15 protein-coding genes are annotated in these 16,298 nt (G+C 54.7%); 5 read left to right on the top strand and 10 right to left on the bottom strand.

Features of this window, described 5'->3' with window-relative positions; all coding sequences use genetic code 11:
• Window positions 1-19: 19 nt before the first annotated feature.
• Window positions 20-919: an EamA family transporter RarD gene (gene rarD, locus A6A26_RS06005; protein ID WP_063877904.1), complete on the top strand. Its 900-nt coding sequence runs from the start codon at window positions 20-22 to the stop codon at window positions 917-919.
• Here rarD and A6A26_RS06000 read toward each other — a convergent pair.
• The 10 genes from A6A26_RS06000 to A6A26_RS05960 form a co-directional block, all read right to left on the bottom strand.
• Window positions 890-1,942: an AbrB family transcriptional regulator gene (locus A6A26_RS06000; RefSeq protein ID WP_063877903.1), complete on the bottom strand. Its 1,053-nt coding sequence runs from the start codon at window positions 1,940-1,942 to the stop codon at window positions 890-892. The genes rarD and A6A26_RS06000 overlap by 30 nt on opposite strands.
• A 97-nt stretch (window positions 1,943-2,039) precedes the next feature.
• Window positions 2,040-2,993, bottom strand: coding sequence for a magnesium/cobalt transporter CorA (corA, locus tag A6A26_RS05995; RefSeq protein ID WP_014606985.1), 954 nt, complete (start codon window positions 2,991-2,993; stop codon window positions 2,040-2,042).
• A gap of 167 nt (window positions 2,994-3,160) precedes the next feature.
• The gene (ysgD, locus tag A6A26_RS26240) at window positions 3,161-3,217 is read right to left on the bottom strand and encodes a YsgD/CorL family protein (RefSeq protein WP_349887138.1); all 57 of its coding nucleotides are present in this window, start codon (window positions 3,215-3,217) and stop codon (window positions 3,161-3,163) included.
• 67 nt (window positions 3,218-3,284) lie between these two features.
• On the bottom strand, window positions 3,285-5,447 hold the full coding sequence (uvrD, locus tag A6A26_RS05990) for a DNA helicase II (protein ID WP_063877902.1): 2,163 nt from the start codon (window positions 5,445-5,447) through the stop codon (window positions 3,285-3,287).
• A gap of 54 nt (window positions 5,448-5,501) precedes the next feature.
• Window positions 5,502-6,218 (bottom strand): 5-amino-6-(5-phospho-D-ribitylamino)uracil phosphatase YigB, encoded by a 717-nt coding sequence (gene yigB / locus A6A26_RS05985; RefSeq protein ID WP_063877901.1) that lies wholly within the window; start codon window positions 6,216-6,218, stop codon window positions 5,502-5,504.
• Window positions 6,215-7,120: a tyrosine recombinase XerC gene (xerC, locus tag A6A26_RS05980; protein ID WP_063877900.1), complete on the bottom strand. Its 906-nt coding sequence runs from the start codon at window positions 7,118-7,120 to the stop codon at window positions 6,215-6,217. The genes yigB and xerC overlap by 4 nt, the downstream gene beginning before the upstream one ends.
• Window positions 7,117-7,821, bottom strand: coding sequence for a DUF484 domain-containing protein (locus A6A26_RS05975; RefSeq protein ID WP_063877899.1), 705 nt, complete (start codon window positions 7,819-7,821; stop codon window positions 7,117-7,119). The genes xerC and A6A26_RS05975 overlap by 4 nt, the downstream gene beginning before the upstream one ends.
• Window positions 7,818-8,642 (bottom strand): diaminopimelate epimerase, encoded by an 825-nt coding sequence (dapF, locus tag A6A26_RS05970; protein ID WP_063881073.1) that lies wholly within the window; start codon window positions 8,640-8,642, stop codon window positions 7,818-7,820. The genes A6A26_RS05975 and dapF overlap by 4 nt, the downstream gene beginning before the upstream one ends.
• 29 nt (window positions 8,643-8,671) lie before the next feature.
• Window positions 8,672-8,881, bottom strand: a complete 210-nt coding sequence (locus A6A26_RS05965) for an LPS translocon maturation chaperone LptM (RefSeq protein WP_063877898.1) — start codon at window positions 8,879-8,881, stop codon at window positions 8,672-8,674.
• Between the two features lie 136 nt (window positions 8,882-9,017).
• Window positions 9,018-11,576, bottom strand: coding sequence for a class I adenylate cyclase (locus A6A26_RS05960; RefSeq protein ID WP_063877897.1), 2,559 nt, complete (start codon window positions 11,574-11,576; stop codon window positions 9,018-9,020).
• Window positions 11,577-11,887: 311 nt separating this feature from the next.
• Between A6A26_RS05960 and hemC the strand changes: the two genes are divergently transcribed.
• From hemC to hemY, 4 genes are read left to right on the top strand one after another with little or no spacing between them, the layout of a single operon-like run.
• Entirely contained in the window at window positions 11,888-12,829 is a 942-nt protein-coding gene (gene hemC, locus A6A26_RS05955) for a hydroxymethylbilane synthase (protein ID WP_063881072.1), read from the top strand.
• On the top strand, window positions 12,826-13,554 hold the full coding sequence (hemD, locus tag A6A26_RS05950) for a uroporphyrinogen-III synthase (protein WP_063877896.1): 729 nt from the start codon (window positions 12,826-12,828) through the stop codon (window positions 13,552-13,554). The genes hemC and hemD overlap by 4 nt, the downstream gene beginning before the upstream one ends.
• A gap of 24 nt (window positions 13,555-13,578) precedes the next feature.
• Window positions 13,579-14,712: a uroporphyrinogen-III C-methyltransferase gene (gene hemX / locus A6A26_RS05945; RefSeq protein ID WP_063877895.1), complete on the top strand. Its 1,134-nt coding sequence runs from the start codon at window positions 13,579-13,581 to the stop codon at window positions 14,710-14,712.
• A gap of 2 nt (window positions 14,713-14,714) precedes the next feature.
• Window positions 14,715-15,911 (top strand): protoheme IX biogenesis protein HemY, encoded by a 1,197-nt coding sequence (gene hemY / locus A6A26_RS05940; RefSeq protein WP_063877894.1) that lies wholly within the window; start codon window positions 14,715-14,717, stop codon window positions 15,909-15,911.
• The last annotated feature ends 387 nt before the right edge of the window (window positions 15,912-16,298 follow it).

The raw sequence follows: 16,298 nt of genomic DNA, 5'->3' as shown, positions 1-16,298 counted from the left end.
CGAATTTTCAGGATATGTTATGGACACCCAGCAAACCCGTCAGGGAATAGGTTTTGCGCTTGGCGCGTATTTCATTTGGGGCATTGCGCCCGCCTACTTCAAAGTAGTCAAGGCCGTTCCTGCCACCGAAATCATGACCCACAGGGTGATCTGGTCAGCCCTGTTCATGCTGTTATTGATCACACTGAGTCGCAGTTGGGGCCAGGTCAGGAGCGTGCTGCGCCAGCCCAAAAAAGTGTGGCTACTGGCACTCACGGCGGTCACGGTGGGGGGGAACTGGCTGCTGTTTATCTGGGCGGTGAACAACCAGCACATGCTGGAGGCAAGCCTGGGCTATTTTATCAACCCATTGATTAACGTCGTGTTTGGCATGATTTTTCTGCGTGAACGCTTTCGTCGTCTGCAGTGGCTGGCGGTGGCCCTGGCGGCCTTCGGCGTGCTTTTGCAACTGTGGCAATTTGGCTCTGTGCCGGTGATTGCTTTAGGCCTGGCGTTCAGCTTTGCGTTCTACGGCTTAATGAGAAAGAAAATTCAGGTCGATGCCCAGAGCGGCATGCTGATAGAAACGCTGTGGCTGTTTCCGCTGGCCGCACTCTACCTGTTTGGCGTTGCCGACAGCAGCACCAGCCACCTTAGCGCCAACCCCATGAGCCTGAACCTGTTGCTGATCGCCGCAGGCATCGTCACCACCATTCCGCTGATGTTCTTCGCGGCAGCCTGTACCCGACTGCGCCTGTCCACGGTGGGCTTCTTTCAGTATCTTGGCCCAACGCTGATGTTCCTGCTGGCGGTGCTGTTTTATGGCGAAACGGTTACGCCAGATAAAATGGTGACCTTTGGGTTTATCTGGCTGGCGCTGCTGGTCTTTATTCTGGATGCCGTGGCATTTTCAGCGCGGAGCCGTGTGCGCAAAGCGTGAAATAAAGCGCGCCATTGCCGGGCCGGTCAGAAGAATGGTGAACAAGCGCAGAGTCTGCATCGCCATCACAAACGCCATATCTACCCGGCTTCCGGCAGCAATAATCGCCACCGTGTCCAGTCCACCCGGACTGGTGGCGAGATAGGCGGTCATCAGATCGATATGCAAAACGCGGGTTAACATCCAGGCCAGTCCACCGCACAGCAACATCAGGCCAAAAATTGACAACAGCATCTGCGGCAACGTACTTAACGCCAGTTTGAAAATCGGTCGGGTAAAGCGTAACCCCACGCTCCAGCCAATCAAGGCGTACGCCAGCGCAAGCAGCCATTCAGGCATCTGCAGCACTGCCGTGCCGGTTGAATGCAGCGTCGCGCCAATCAGTGCCGGTATCAGTAATGCCCCGGACGGAATACGCAGCCATGGCCCCAGCCAGGCGCTGCAGATGACCAGGCACATCGTTACCAGAAAACCGCCATTAAGCGCGGGAAACCATATCAGTGAACCCGCATGACCGCCGTCGCCCAGGCCGATACGCGCCACCATGGCCGCCGCGCCCGCGACAAACAGCACACGCAGATACTGCATAAAAGCAACCAAACGCACGTCGGCACCGAATTCGCCCGCCATCGCCACCATCGCTGAGGCACCGCCCGGTGAAGACCCCCACGCGCCCGTGGGACCAGGAAGCGGGCTGAAACGCACCAGCAAAAAGCCCGACAGGCCACTGGCCGCCAGCGTCAGCAGCAGTACCGCTAACACAACAGGCCAGTCCTGTAACAGCGGCGTCAGGATAGAAGGTGACAGGCTCTGCGCAATCATGCAGCCCAGTACCGCCTGCGACAGCAGGAATAACCGCTTATTAATACGCAGTGTGGCACCGGACAGGCCCATGACCACGCCAACGATCATCGGCCCCAGCAGCAGGGCGGCAGGCACGTGAAAATACTGGAAGATCGCACCGAGTAATACAGATGACACTAACAGCAGCAGCCACTGCCAGCGCAACGAAAGAGAGTCCATAAAAAAATCAATCAATTATGAAAATTGAGCGGGTAGATTAGCAGAATTAAGGCGACAGGCCAGCTAAATGGGCCGAATTAACAGCCCGTGCTGATGATTAAAGCCAGTTTTTACGCTTGAAATAGAGATAAGGCGCAAGACCTGCAAGCATCATCAGGCAAATGGCGCCAGGATAGCCAAAGCTCCACTTCAGTTCAGGCATAAATTCAAAGTTCATGCCGTAGCTGGATGCCACCAGCGTTGGCGGCAGGAAAACCACGGATACCACCGAGAAGATCTTGATGATGCGGTTCTGCTCAATGTTGATAAAGCCCATCGCTGCCTGCATCAGGAAGTTTACCTTCTGGAACAGCGACTCATTGTGTGGCAACAGCGACTCGATATCCCGCAGAATTTCACGCGCCTGCTCCAGTTGGTTGCCTGGCAAACGTGCCTTACGGACCAAAAAGTTAAGTGCGCGCTGGGTATCCATCAGACACAAACGCACCTTCCAGCCGATATCTTCCAGCTCGGCTAATCGTGATAACGCCTGGTCGTATTCCTCACCCTGCTGGCCTTCCATGATGACGCGGCTGAGCTTTTCCAGAGCGCTGTAGATGTTTTCAATCTCGTCTGCCAGCTGTTCGATTTTCGTCTCGAACAGATCAAGCAGCAGCTCATAAGCGTTGCCATCAATCAGTGTCTGGTTACGGGCGCGCATTCGGTAAAGGCGAAAGGCGGGGAGTTCACGTTCGCGCAGCGTATATAAACGCCCTTCGCGGATGGTAAACGCAACGGTTGAGTTGCCAGCGTGATCTTCGGCATCCTCAAAGAAGAAGAAGGAGTGAATGTGCAGGCCGTCTTCATCTTCGAAGAAACGCGCCGAGGCTTCAATGTCTTCCAGTTCAGGGCGCGTTGCCAGGCTCTGGCCCAGTTCGGATTGCACGCGATCGCGCTCGCCTTCTTCAGGCTCGACCAGGTCAACCCAAACTGACGTGGTCAGTTTATCGCTTTCATCTTCCAGTTCCAGACGCGTCAGGCGGCTGTTATCAAGTTTAAATGCGCTCAGCATAGCAAGACTCCCCATTGCAGACTTTATGGGACAACGCTGTCGGCCGGTCTGAATTCAGACCCGCGAACCTGAACACGGATAAAGGATAAATCAGTGCTGACTCGTGCGACGGATTAAAAAGGGAGGTCGCTGATAACCGCTAAGGCTACCAGCGTAATGAGATAGCCTTAGATGTTATTCCTGAAAACCAGGTTAATGAGCCAGCATCGACTGGGCGTGTCCAAGGCATTGTCCTCTCATGATAATAGTGCGCGCATGTTACGCTGAGACGAAAAAGTCGTCAACACGCGACTAGACGGTTTCCAGTTTGGCGTAGGCTGCCACCAGCCACTTGATCCCTTGCCCCTGAAACGCCACCTGCAGACGGCTGTGTTCACCGCTGCCCTCCAGATTAACGATAGTGCCTTCACCAAACTTGGCGTGACGAACCCGTTGCCCCAGCGAGAATCCCGTGTCGCTTTTGGTCATCGGCGTGCCCATGCGTTGATGACTGACCGGGCGCGTTACACTGGCGCGTAAACGCACTTCTTCGATACAGGCTTCGGGCAGCTCGCCAATAAAACGCGAGGGCCGATGGTAGACTTCTTTACCGTAGAGACGGCGGGTTTCGGCGTAGGTCAGCGTGAGCTTCATCATCGCGCGCGTGACGCCGACGTAAGCCAGGCGACGCTCTTCTTCCAGTCGCCCCCCTTCATCCAGCGCCATCTGGCTCGGGAACATGCCCTCTTCCATGCCGACGATAAACACCTGGCTGAACTCCAGCCCTTTCGCAGAGTGCAGCGTCATCAGTTGGACCGCGTCCTGCCATTTGTCCGCCTGCCCTTCCCCGGCTTCAAGGGCCGCATGGGACAGGAATGCCTGGAGCGGCATCAGATCTTCATCTTCATCCTGGTAGCTGAACTGGCGCGTGGCCGTCACCAGTTCCTCAAGGTTTTCGATACGGGCCTGGCCCTTTTCACCCTTTTCCTGCTCGTACATGATCCACAGGCCAGAGTCCTTGATAACTCTGTCGGTCTGTACATGCAGCGGCATCTCCGCGGTTTCGCTCGCCAGTGAATCCACCAGCTCACAAAAGCGCTGCAGCGCTGAGGCCGCGCGGCCGGCAAGGGCGCGCGACTGGAGCAGCTCACGCGTTGCCTGCCATAAGGTCATCTGTTTTTCGCGTGCTGTCTGACGTACCACATCCAGCGTGCGGTCGCCCACACCACGCGTTGGCGTATTCACGACTCGCTCAAAGGCCGCGTCGTCGTTGCGGTTAGCCATCAGTCGCAGATAGGCCAACGCATCTTTGATTTCCTGACGCTCGAAAAAGCGCATACCGCCATAAATACGGTACGGCATACTGGCCTGCAGCAGGGCCTCTTCCAGCACGCGCGACTGGGCATTGCTACGATACAGGATGGCGCAATCCGCCAGCGCATTGCCGTTTTCCATCCAGGCTTTGATGCGGTTGACGACAAAGCGTGATTCATCCAGCTCATTAAAGGCACAGTAGACAGAAATGGGTTCACCATCGCTGCCGTCGGTCCACAGCTCTTTCCCCAGTCGGCCGCTGTTGTTGGCGATCAGGGCATTCGCAGACTTCAGGATGTTGTTGGTCGAGCGGTAGTTTTGTTCCAGACGAATGGTATCCGCGCCGGGAAAATCCTTCAAAAAGCGCTGGATATTTTCCACCTGCGCACCACGCCAGCCGTAAATGGACTGATCGTCATCACCGACGATGATCACTTTGCTGCTGTCGCCCGCCAGCATGCGAATCCAGGCATACTGAATATTGTTGGTATCCTGAAATTCATCCACCAGAATGTTAGTGAAACGCTCGCGGTAGTGATTCAGGATGTGGGGTTTGTTTAGCCACAGCTCATGCGCCCGCAGCAGCAGTTCTGCAAAGTCGACCAGCCCGGCGCGATCGCAGGCTTCCTGATAGGCCTGATAAATCCGCAGCCAGGTTTGTTCTACCGGATTGCCATAGCTCTCAATATGCTTTGGCCGCAAACCTTCATCTTTCTTGCCGTTGATGTACCACATGCCCTGGCGCGCAGGCCACTGCTTCTCATCCAGGTTCATCGCTTTGATCAGGCGCTTCAGCAACCGCAGTTGGTCTTCACTGTCGAGGATCTGGAAATCCTGCGGCAGACCCGCGTCAAGATGGTGAGCACGCAGCAGACGGTGTGCCAGGCCATGAAACGTCCCTATCCACATTCCGCCCTGGCTGGTGCCAATGAGCTGCTCGATACGGTGGCGCATTTCTGCCGCCGCCTTGTTGGTAAAGGTCACCGCCATAATGGAGTACGGCGAACAGTTTTCTACCGACAATAGCCAGGCGATACGGTGCACCAGAACGCGTGTTTTTCCGCTGCCCGCGCCCGCCAGCACCAGCAGGTTACTGCGCGGGGCCGCAACGGCATCGCGCTGTTTGTCATTCAAACCGTCGAGCAGTTCAGAAACGTCCATAAGCACCAATAAGTCAGAAAATGCGAAGCATAAGACTGGATAAATTTACAGCCATTATAACAGCGAGGTCAGTGATGCCAACTGTGAAATTTCAACGTGTGGCAGCAGGCGGGCATCATCAATGTGCATCAGGTTGCCCTTACGCAGATTAATCCAGCAAGCTTGCATGCCAAAACGAATCGCGCCAGCCACATCGGTAGTGAGATCGTCGCCGACGTGCAAAATATATTCTGGGGCGATATCAAGGCGTTGCGCAGCCAACTGATACATATCCTGCCACGGCTTGGCGCGTCCATCCGGTCCTGCCCGCAGTGAAAACTGGAAGTAGTTTGCCAGACCGAGTTTTTCAGGCTGGGCATTGCCGTTGGTGATGGCCACCAGCGGCACTTTTTTCGCCAGGGCTTTCAGCGTGTGATGCGTTTCAGCCGGCATATCCACCTGGCTGCGCCACTGATGAAACACATCCATTACCTGCGCCGCGCCCCTGGCGGCTTCGGTTGCCGTTAAACCGGCATGACACATAACATGTTCTACCGAACGGCGACGCCATTCAGACACATCATGGTAGATATCGGGTTCACGTAAACATAGCTGTTTACGTGATTCGGCCACGTCGTCAGGCGTAACGTGACGCAGTGCCGGATGGAAAGCCTGCAGGGCCGCATGGGATGCTTCTGTGGTTTTGCGAATCACAGGATAGTTGTCATAAAGCGTGTCATCTAAATCGAAAGTGATTGCTTTAATGTCACGCAGAGGGCGATAAAACTTCATTCACTCTTTCCTCGTTTGGCGCGGGGATGGGCGGCATCATACACCGAGGCCAGGTGCTGAAAATCAAGATGGGTGTAAATTTGTGTGGTCGAGAGATTCGCATGGCCCAGTAATTCCTGCACGCCACGCAGATCGCCGCTCGACTCCAGCAAGTGGGTGGCAAAAGAGTGACGCAGCTTATGGGGATGAATGTGGCTGGTCAGGCCCTGCTTAATTCCCCACTCTGCAAAACGCTTTTGCACATTACGCGCCGAGATACGAGAGCCGCGACTGGAGAGAAACAGCGCATCATCTGCGGGATTAAACGCGATACGCAGCGGCAACCACTGCTGAATCCAGCTAACGGCGGTGCGGCCAATCGGCACGCGTCGCTCCTTGCTGCCTTTTCCTGTCACCCAGACTTCGCCCGCCTCAAGATCGACATGGCGACAATCCATATTGACCAGCTCGGAAAGACGTAATCCCCCGCCATACATGACTTCCAGCATGGTGCGATCGCGTATTGCCAGCGGATCATCAAGGTCAATATCCAGCAACTGGCTGACATCATCAACGTCGATATTTTTTGGCAGGTGGCGGCCATTGCGCGGTGTGGCGATCCCTTTCGCCGGATTGGCAGGCAACATGTCCTGGCTCACCTGCCAGTCAAGAAAACTGCGCAATGCGGACAGACGCAGCGCCAGACTACTGGCGGCCAGACCTGCGCGCCGGCTGCGGGCGGCCATGCTGCGGACCATAGCCGGATCGAGCTGTGACCATGCGCTGATTTTCATCTCGTCGGCAATCGTCACCAGTGCGGCAAGCTGACGCGCGTAGCTGCTCAGGGTAAGAGGGCTGAGCTGGCGTTCAACCTTCAGGTGGCGCAGAAAGCCGTCAACGGTTTCCTGCAACACGCTGCTCATGCGCGCTCTACCCAGCGTTCCAGCAACGCAGGCATCATCTGTGAAAGGTGTTGCAGCAGTAGAGTTCCCATACCCGACTGATAGTGCAGGCTGTCACGGCTACTGAAGATAATGATGCCAAGCTCACCGTCGTCACCCATCAACGACATGGCCACTGAACCAATGGCTTTTGCCTGCGGCAGCAACAGCAACAGTTCCGGGCCATTAATACTGCCCAGATAGTGCTGTTCATTACCGAAGCGCTGAATGCGAAGAGGTTCGAAAGCCTGACGCGCCAGGCCAAGCTGCACAAAGTCAGACGGCGCGCCCAGCCGCCACCGGTCATTAAACAGGCGGATATTAGCGCCCGCAAGGCCAAGATCGCGCGCCCAGCGGTGCAGGCGATTAAGCATATCCTGCAATGAGCTGGCGGCGGCCAGGTGACTTTGCAGCGAGAGCAGTCGCGCGAATAACTGCTGGTTCGCGGTGGCCTGCTCCATCAGCAGCGTGATCTCTTCTTCCAGCCGCTGAATGTGGTTGCGCTGGCGCGCCATGTGCCATTCCACCAGCGATACGCTTCCGCGAACCGGATGCGGCACCGCCATCTGTTCGACCTGACGCGCATTGCGCATAAAGAAGTCAGGATGCTGTCGCAGATAGTCACTGACGGCCTGATCGTCCAGCAGGACAGCATTTTCCGCCTGCTCTTCGATATTTTTCATAAGTGAATAAACCCATCGTAAACATGTGTGGCCGGGCCGGTCATATAGAGCGGCTGTCCGACGCCTTTCCAGGCGATATGTAACGAGCCGCCTGGCAAATCAACGCGTACTTTCTGGCTTAAAATACCCTGCTGGATACCACAGGCCACCGCTGCGCAGGCACCACTGCCGCATGCCTGCGTTTCGCCTGCACCGCGCTCATAGACGCGCAGCCGGATGTGCTCCGGATTAATGATTTCCATAAAGCCAACGTTGACGCGCTCCGGGAACCGCTCATGGCTTTCCAGAACCGGGCCTAAAAGCTCAACCTGGGCAGTTGTCGTGCTTTCCACCTGGATCACGCAGTGTGGATTGCCCATAGAGACGGCACCGAACATCACCGTTTGCTCCGCGACGCGTAGCAGATAAAGATTCTCGGCTTTATTGGCGCGAAAAGGCACCTGCTGGGGTTCGAAATTGGGCTCGCCCATATTCACGCGCACCAGATCGTCCGGCGTAACGCTTAACACCATGCGCCCCGCCTGGGTGCTCACGCGAATATCGCTTTTATTGGTTAGCCCTTTTAACTGAACAAAACGGGCAAAGCAGCGTGCGCCATTACCACACTGCGCGACTTCGCTGCCATCAGCGTTAAAAATGCGATAGTGAAAGTCGAGATCGGGATCGTAAGGCGGTTCAACAATCAGTAACTGATCGAAGCCAATCCCCAAATGGCGATCGGACAGCCGGCGGATCAATTCCGGCGAGAAAAAGACGTTTTGCGTCACGGCGTCCACAACCATAAAGTCATTGCCGAGACCGTGCATTTTGGAGAACTGCATTTTTTGCTCCGCCGGATGCGCCATAAGTGTTATTTCATTTGTGAGCTTGAATCACCCGTCACCAGACCACCCACATCCGCTTTAGACGCGTCGGTTTTCTGTTTTTGCGTTGATGCTGGCGTCGGCGCAGTTTGTTTTGGCGTGTCCTGCGGTGGGAAGTAGAGCGGTCCTTTCAATCCACAGCCTGCAAGGCTTGTCAGTGCCATTGTCATCGCTAACAGGCTTATCACTTTCTTCATTCTTTATGCTCTTCATATCCTGTGACCTGGATGCTTATCATCGCAGTTGAAGGTGGAAAAGCAACAGGAAATGCCAGCAAATCACGTGAGCGTTGTGGCAAGCCCTAAAGATAGCGTCACAGCGGGCCTGTAGAACTCAATGCACCTGATAGCGCGGCTGATAATCGTTGTTGTCGTTATCAGGCTGCGAGGCACAGAGTTCGGTGAGTGCCTGATTTCTGAATGGAATGACCTGATAACGTTCGCCGGTGTTCACGATCTGGTAGAACTGCGGCAGGTTAAAATTGATAAAACTTGAGCCGTAAGTGAAGCGATCGTGTGACGAGGAGTAAAAACGGCTAACGTCACGCACCAGCTCTTCTTTACTGCCTTCGCAGTGGTGATACACCTCAACACGGTTGCTTTCATCCAGAATATAAATGTTGAAACCCCGATCGTCGGTGGTGTCCTCAAAAAAGAACTGGATGATGCCTTCGCTGGCGTAGCCATTGACCACAGGCGGCAATGGCGTCTGATTCGACTCGACCTTAATCGACAGGCCGTGGAGCTTGTTGTTGGAGATGGCACCATAAAACTCAACGGCATTTTCCAGCTTCTGAACCGACACACCCATGCGTTCAAAGAACAGTCCCCAGGTCTGGCCGGCCATGCGCAGAGCTTTGAAGCGCCCAGGCTCCTGACGCGTACTGGAAAGACGCAGTTCAATACATTCTGACACCAGCTGCTGCACGCGGGTACGGATTAATCCACGGAGATGCTGGCTGTAACAGAACACCTCCACGGTGTCAGGCGGTGAAGCATCCTGATGCATTTTGCCAAGAATCGTTTTCAGCCCTTCAATCATCGCCTGTTCGCCGCTGAAGTGCAGTGTACGAACTTCATTCCATGAGTTGCGATACAGCAGATCGATACTGCCAATCAAACACTGCTGCTGCTGGCCAAAGCTGAACACATCAAGCTTGCGGAAATCGAAGTGCACCACCTGGTTACGAAACGCCGAGGTCGGATCGTGCTCAAGGTTAACGATGATGGCCAGATGGCGAATTTCACACGGGCTGTAAAGCGCCTTAGGCGTTGGCGCAGGCAGACGCAGCGGGAAATGGCTGGAAACATCGTCCACCAGTTCCTGCAGACGCGCCAAATCGCATAGCTCATTGCCCTTGATGTGCAGGCGCGTTTTGCTGGTCAGTAACCCATTGAACCAGGCCCAGGCCACCAGCTTGTTAAGATAGCGGTTATATTCCAGCGGCTGGTGACTGATGATCGAACTCATATCCGGCGACTGGTTGTACAGATACCAACCCGGGCGATTAGCACGGCCGGGTGGCACATGAATAAAGGTCAGGTTAGGTTCCGAAAGATCGGGGGAAATTTGCGGATTGACCAGCGTCACCTTGCCGGGCAGCGCTTCAAAAGCGGCGTACAATTTACGGGTCAGCACGCCGATATCCTGCGGGCTGGCGCTGACGCTTAAATTGTTGCGACGGGCAAAACGAATAAGGTTGCGATAGCTTTGCATCATCGCATCCAGCAATTCATTGTGTGCTTCACGCACGCGCTCGATTTTCCATTCTGCGCGGTTGTCCAGAATGGCGAGTTTCTCCTCATCCCATCCCCAGGCTTTAACCAGTTGCGACAGAATCTCACGGCGCCAGCCACTGCGCTGCTGGTGCTCCTCGGTCGTCAGTTTTTCGCAAACTTTCAGGTAGAAGCAACGGCGGACCAAATCGAGGCGGGGCTGATCGTCAATGCTGGTGAGGTAGTGCGTCACGCGCTCCAGCATCATACAGTAAGGATCAAGACCGAAGCAGACGATCTCCCCGTCGTGCAAACGCTGTTTGATATCCATTGCCAGCAGTTTGGTGTCCGGGTATTCCCAGCTATAGGCTTCCAGCAACAGCGTTTTCAGCACCGCTTTATAGGGCGAATCGATACTTTTATACAGCTGCCACAGGCTGGCACCGAAATACTCTTCGGCTGACAGCGTGCTGAGCCCGCCCAAATCCAGCCACTCGTTCGGGGTGAGTACGCCTTTCGCATAGAGCGACATCACATAGTCATCGTAATGATGCTCTTCTTCGCCAGGCACCATATTCCACAGAATACGTTTACCGGCCATTCTCACCGCCGTGCGATAGAACTCATCCAGCAGCAAAATATGCTGAGTAGAACCGCAATCTTCGCCACCAAGACTGCCGCTTTCATTGTGGCGGAAGCGGTTTTCATCAATCAGGAAAAAGCTGACTTCGATGGCCTGTGAGGCACACCATTTTTGCAGCAGCGCACATTTACGCTGCAGATTCAGGCGTTCTTCGTTATCCAGCCAGGATTGATGGCAAACCCAGATATCCAGATCGGACACGCTGTTTTGCCCGACGGAGGAGGTGCTCCCCATCGAATAGATACCGGTGATGGGCAACTCGCCTTTCGGCGCTTCGACCAGGGAAAGTTCCTGTTCGCCCGTTAACTCCGCGAGCAGTTGCAGCTGGTTTTCATCAGGCGTGAAGACGTTGATGCCATGGGGAACGCTACCTTCAAGGTAACCCGGCATCAGCGGATGTTGATAATGTAGTAAGATCGGAAGCAGACTGTAGACGCGCTGAAAAGCGGGTCCCATGGCAGCCAGAGCGCGGTCAACGCGTAGCTGGTTAATTGCATCCAGTCTCTGTTTTAGTGTCTCAATGTAGAGGTACAAGACGTTTCGCCTGGTTGTCCTGGAGTTAAAAACCCTGTTCCCGCTATCTGCTACTTATTAATTGAGTGTCGTGCAGATAATTGCTGGAAACGTGATCAATCTATCACTCGTCGGATTGACCGTAAAGAAAGTTACGCTACCGACATTTTAGCACGGTTTCGTCTACTTTTCGCTCACTCTGCTCATAGCCTGAGATTACTGCCTGATATATCAGGTTTAATCTACGGGCGGTTCTTTTCAATCCGTTGAAACTGACAGCATTCCCTCAACGATGATAGGATATTCGATGAACGATCTAAATGGTTAACGGCATGTTAAACAAAATTTTCAGAATTGCTACACGACAAAGTCCCCTTGCCATGTGGCAAGCACAATATGTACAGCAGCGTTTGCTCAGTGCCCATCCCGGCCTGCGCGTGGAGTTGGTGCCCATGGTGACAAAGGGCGACATCATTCTTGATACACCGCTGGCAAAAGTGGGCGGTAAAGGGCTCTTCGTTAAAGAGCTTGAGCAGGCGATGTTAGAAAACCGGGCCGATCTGGCCGTGCATTCGATGAAAGATGTACCCGTGGCGTTCCCGGAAGGGCTGGGCCTGGTCACCATTTGCCAGCGTGATGACCCGCGCGATGCGTTTGTCTCCAATCACTACGCGTCGATAGATGCGCTGCCACAGGGTGCCGTTATTGGTACGTCCAGCTTACGGCGTCAGTGTCAGATTAGCGCACGTCGTCCAGACCTGGTGATTCGCTCTCTGCGCGGTAATGTGGGAACACGATTGAGCAAGCTTGATGCCGGCGAATATGACGCCATTATTCTTGCCGCCGCCGGGCTGAATCGCCTGGGGCTTGCCGATCGCATTCGCCAGCCGCTGCCTGCGGACGTTTCTCTGCCGGCCGTGGGCCAGGGCGCAGTCGGGATTGAATGTCGGCTAGACGACAGCACCTTAATTGGATTGTTACAGGCATTGAATCATGACGATACGGCGGTCTGTGTGAAAGCCGAACGCGCCATGAATACCCGACTTGAAGGCGGCTGTCAGGTTCCCATCGGCAGCTTTGCCGTGCTTGAAGGTAACGAACTCTGGCTTCGCGGCCTGGTGGGCGCACCTGATGGTAGCGTCGTGGTGAGCGGTGAGCGCCGTGGACCACGCGATCAGGCAGAACAGATGGGTATTTCGCTGGCAGACGAGTTGCTCAACAGCGGCGCGCGTGAAATTCTGCACGACGTTTACCAGGGACAACCTCCCGTATGACCATTCTGGTGACACGCCCGGAACCCGCAGCGGCTGAGCTGGTCTCACGCCTGCACGCTCAGGGTAAACAGGCGTGGAGCCTGCCACTGATTGAATTCGCCCCGGGTAACGATCTGCAGCAGTTACCGGCAGCCCTTGCCACACTGAAACGCGGCGACCTGGTGTTCCTGCTTTCGCAGCAGGTTATTCACTTTGCACAGCACGCCATCAACGCATGGCCCGCCGACGTAGACTATTATGCAATTGGTCGCAGTACCGCTTTGGCTTTTCATACGATCAGTGGTTTGCAGGTGACCTATCCTCATGCGCATGAAACCAGTGAAGAGTTGATAAAACTGGCGACACTGCAGCAAATGGCGGGTAAGCACGCGCTTATCCTGCGAGGAAACCAGGGGCGCGAGCTGCTGGCAGAAACACTGATAGCACGCGGCGCACAGGTCACCTATGCGGAGTGCTATCAACGTTGCCAAAAACACTATGACGGTGCCATTGAAGGCCGTCGCTGGCGCGATCGTAATATTGACACGCTGGTTGTGACCAGCGGTGAGATGTTGCATCAGCTGTATTCGCTGTTCCCCGAGGTCGATCGTGAGGAATGGCTGCTCCGCTGTCGACTGCTTGTCGTCAGCGAACGTTTGGCTTCCCTGGCCGCCAATCTTGGTTGGCAGACGATTCAGGTAGCCGATGGTGCCGATAACGATGCGCTGCTGCGCGCGTTATGTTGAACTTAACAATGGGATGTGCCAGATATGACGGAACAAAAAGACACCTCCGCCGTGGTTGAAGAAACCACTCCAGCGGTTGATCGCCCCTCTTCTACCCAGGAAAAATCACCGCGTAAGCGTCATAACGGCGGCATGGTGCTGGGTGCAGTCGCGATCGTCATCGCACTGGCGATTGGCGCAGGCTTATACCTGAACGATAAACACCAGGCCGAACGGCAGGCGCAAACCAACCAGGATCTGAGCGACCAGTTGGTAAAGCTGCAGCAACAGGCGAACAGCGACAAACAGCAACTCACTCAGCAGTTGAATGCCGCAGAGAAAACGCTGGAGACCGCCCAGTCGCAACAGGCTGCTTCGGCGAAAGAGCTGGAAACGTTGCGTGAAAAGATGGCGTCCATATCAGGTAACGACGTACGCAGTTGGTTAGTGGCCCAGGCGGATTACCTGGTGAAGCTGGCCGGTCGTAAATTGTGGAGCGACCAGGATGTGACTACCGCTGCGGCGCTGCTAAAAAGTGCCGATGCCAGCCTGGCAGACATGAACGATCCCAGCGTTATGAACGTTCGTCGTGCATTGACCCAGGATATCAGTACGCTTTCCTCCCTCTCTCAGGTGGATTATGACGGCATCATTCTGAAACTTAACCAGTTATCAAACGGTGTGGATAACCTGCGTCTGGCGGATAACGATAGCGATGAAGCGCCCATGGACAGCGACAGCGGTGAACTATCCAGTTCCATCCGTGAATGGCGTCAGAACCTGGTGAAAAGCTGGCATAATTTTATGGATGACTTTATTACCATCCGTCGCCGCGATAATACGGCGCAGCCGCTGTTGGCACCGAATCAGGATGTTTACCTGCGCGAGAACATCCGCTCTCGCCTGCTGATCGCAGCTCAGGCCGTGCCGCGCCATCAGGAAGAGATTTACAAGCAATCGCTCGAAACCGTCTCTGCATGGGTACGTGCATGGTATGACACCAATGATGCCTCGACGAAAGCGTTTCTGGCTCAGTTGGATGAATTAAGCCAGCAGAACATTAATATGGACCTGCCGGACAGCCTGGAAAGCCAGCCGTTGCTTGATAAGCTGATGCAAACCCGCGTTCGTAACCTGATGGCACAACCCTCTGCCGCCGCTAACCAGCAGGGAGGCTAATCATGCTTAAGGTATTTATCCTCTTTGTCCTGCTGATTGCCGGCATTGTACTGGGGCCGATGATCGCGGGCCATCAGGGCTATGTGCTGATTCAGACCGACAACTGGAACGTTGAAACCAGCGTGACAGGCCTGGCCATTATCCTGATTATCAGCCTGTTAGTGATTCTGGCGGTTGAATGGATACTGCGCCGTCTTTTCCGTACCGGGGCGCGTACCCGCGGCTGGTTCACCGGTCGTAAGCGCCGTCGTGCCCAGCGCCATACGCAAAATGCCCTGCTTAAGCTGGCAGAAGGCGATTTCAGGCAGGTTGAAAAACTCCTGTCTAAAGACGCCGAGCATGCTGATGTCCCCGTGGCTAACTATCTGTTAGCGGCGGAAGCCGCACAGCAGCGTGGCGATGAGATGCGGGCCAACCAACATCTTGAACGCGCGGCTGAACTGGCAGGCAATGACGTGATTCCGGTTGAGATTACCCGAACCCGCATTCAGTTGGCTCGTCATGAAGATCATGCCGCGCGCCATAGTATCGACCGCCTGCTTGAGGTAGCGCCACGTCACCCGGAAGTGCTTCGTCTGGCTGAGCAGGCTTATGTTCGCACCAACGCCTGGAGCGCACTGCTGGACATTCTTCCCGCCATGGAAAAATCACAGGTCGGAACCGAAGAGCAGCGCACCCTGCTACAGCAGCAAGCCTGGCTGGGACTGATGAACCAGGCGATGGCCGATCAGGGCAGCGAAGGGTTGAAACGCTGGTGGGGCAATCTGAGCCGTAAAACACGTCATGAGACAGCATTGCAGGTGGCGATGATTGACCATTTAATTGAGTGTGACGATCACGACACCGCGCAGGAGATTTTGCTGGATGGGCTGAAGCGTCATTACGACGACCGCCTTGTACTGCTGATGCCTCGTATCAAGAGCGGCAATCCAGAAGCACTGGAAAAAGCCTTACGCCAGCAAATCAAACAACATGGTGCCACGCCTTTACTGCACAGCACCCTGGGGCAGTTGCTGATGCGTCACGGCGAGTGGGAGCAGGCAGCAGAATCACTTCAGCAGGCGCTGGCTCAGCGCCCTGACGCATTTGACTACGCCTGGCTGGCGGATGTTTACGATCGCCTGCGTCGCCCGGAAGACGCGGCAAAGATGCGCCGTGAAGGCCTGTTGCTGACGTTGAAAAACAATCCCGATGCCTGATTGATAGCACCTTAGCGCATCACATAAAAAACCGGGTTAGCCCGGTTTTTTTACATCCGTTATTTCAGGCAAAAAAAACACCTGCCATAAGCAGGTGTAAGATCAGGTCGGTTTGACAACCGAAAGGTACCCGACTCAACGTGGTGTCTGATAACCCTGTAAGACTTTCGCGATACAGGCAGGCAGACAACAGGTACCCAAATTGGCTCTGCGTCATTCCCAGGTTTATGTAGCCTAAGCAGACATAAGAGGTGGAATGAGCATCTACACTCTGATTATTGCATAATTCATGCCAGTTGCAGATTTTATTTTATCTTGTCTTAAAAATCATAAACTTAAAAATAAAAAAATGATCAGGCTGATTGAGATTTGTGATATCCGTCGGGT

Origin of the sequence: Pantoea sp. OXWO6B1 (assembly GCF_001641135.1) — a bacterium.
GTDB lineage: Bacteria > Pseudomonadota > Gammaproteobacteria > Enterobacterales > Enterobacteriaceae > Pantoea > Pantoea allii.
The sequence above is the reverse complement of the archived record's forward strand: the minus strand, read 5'-3'. Positions and strand labels throughout refer to the sequence as shown.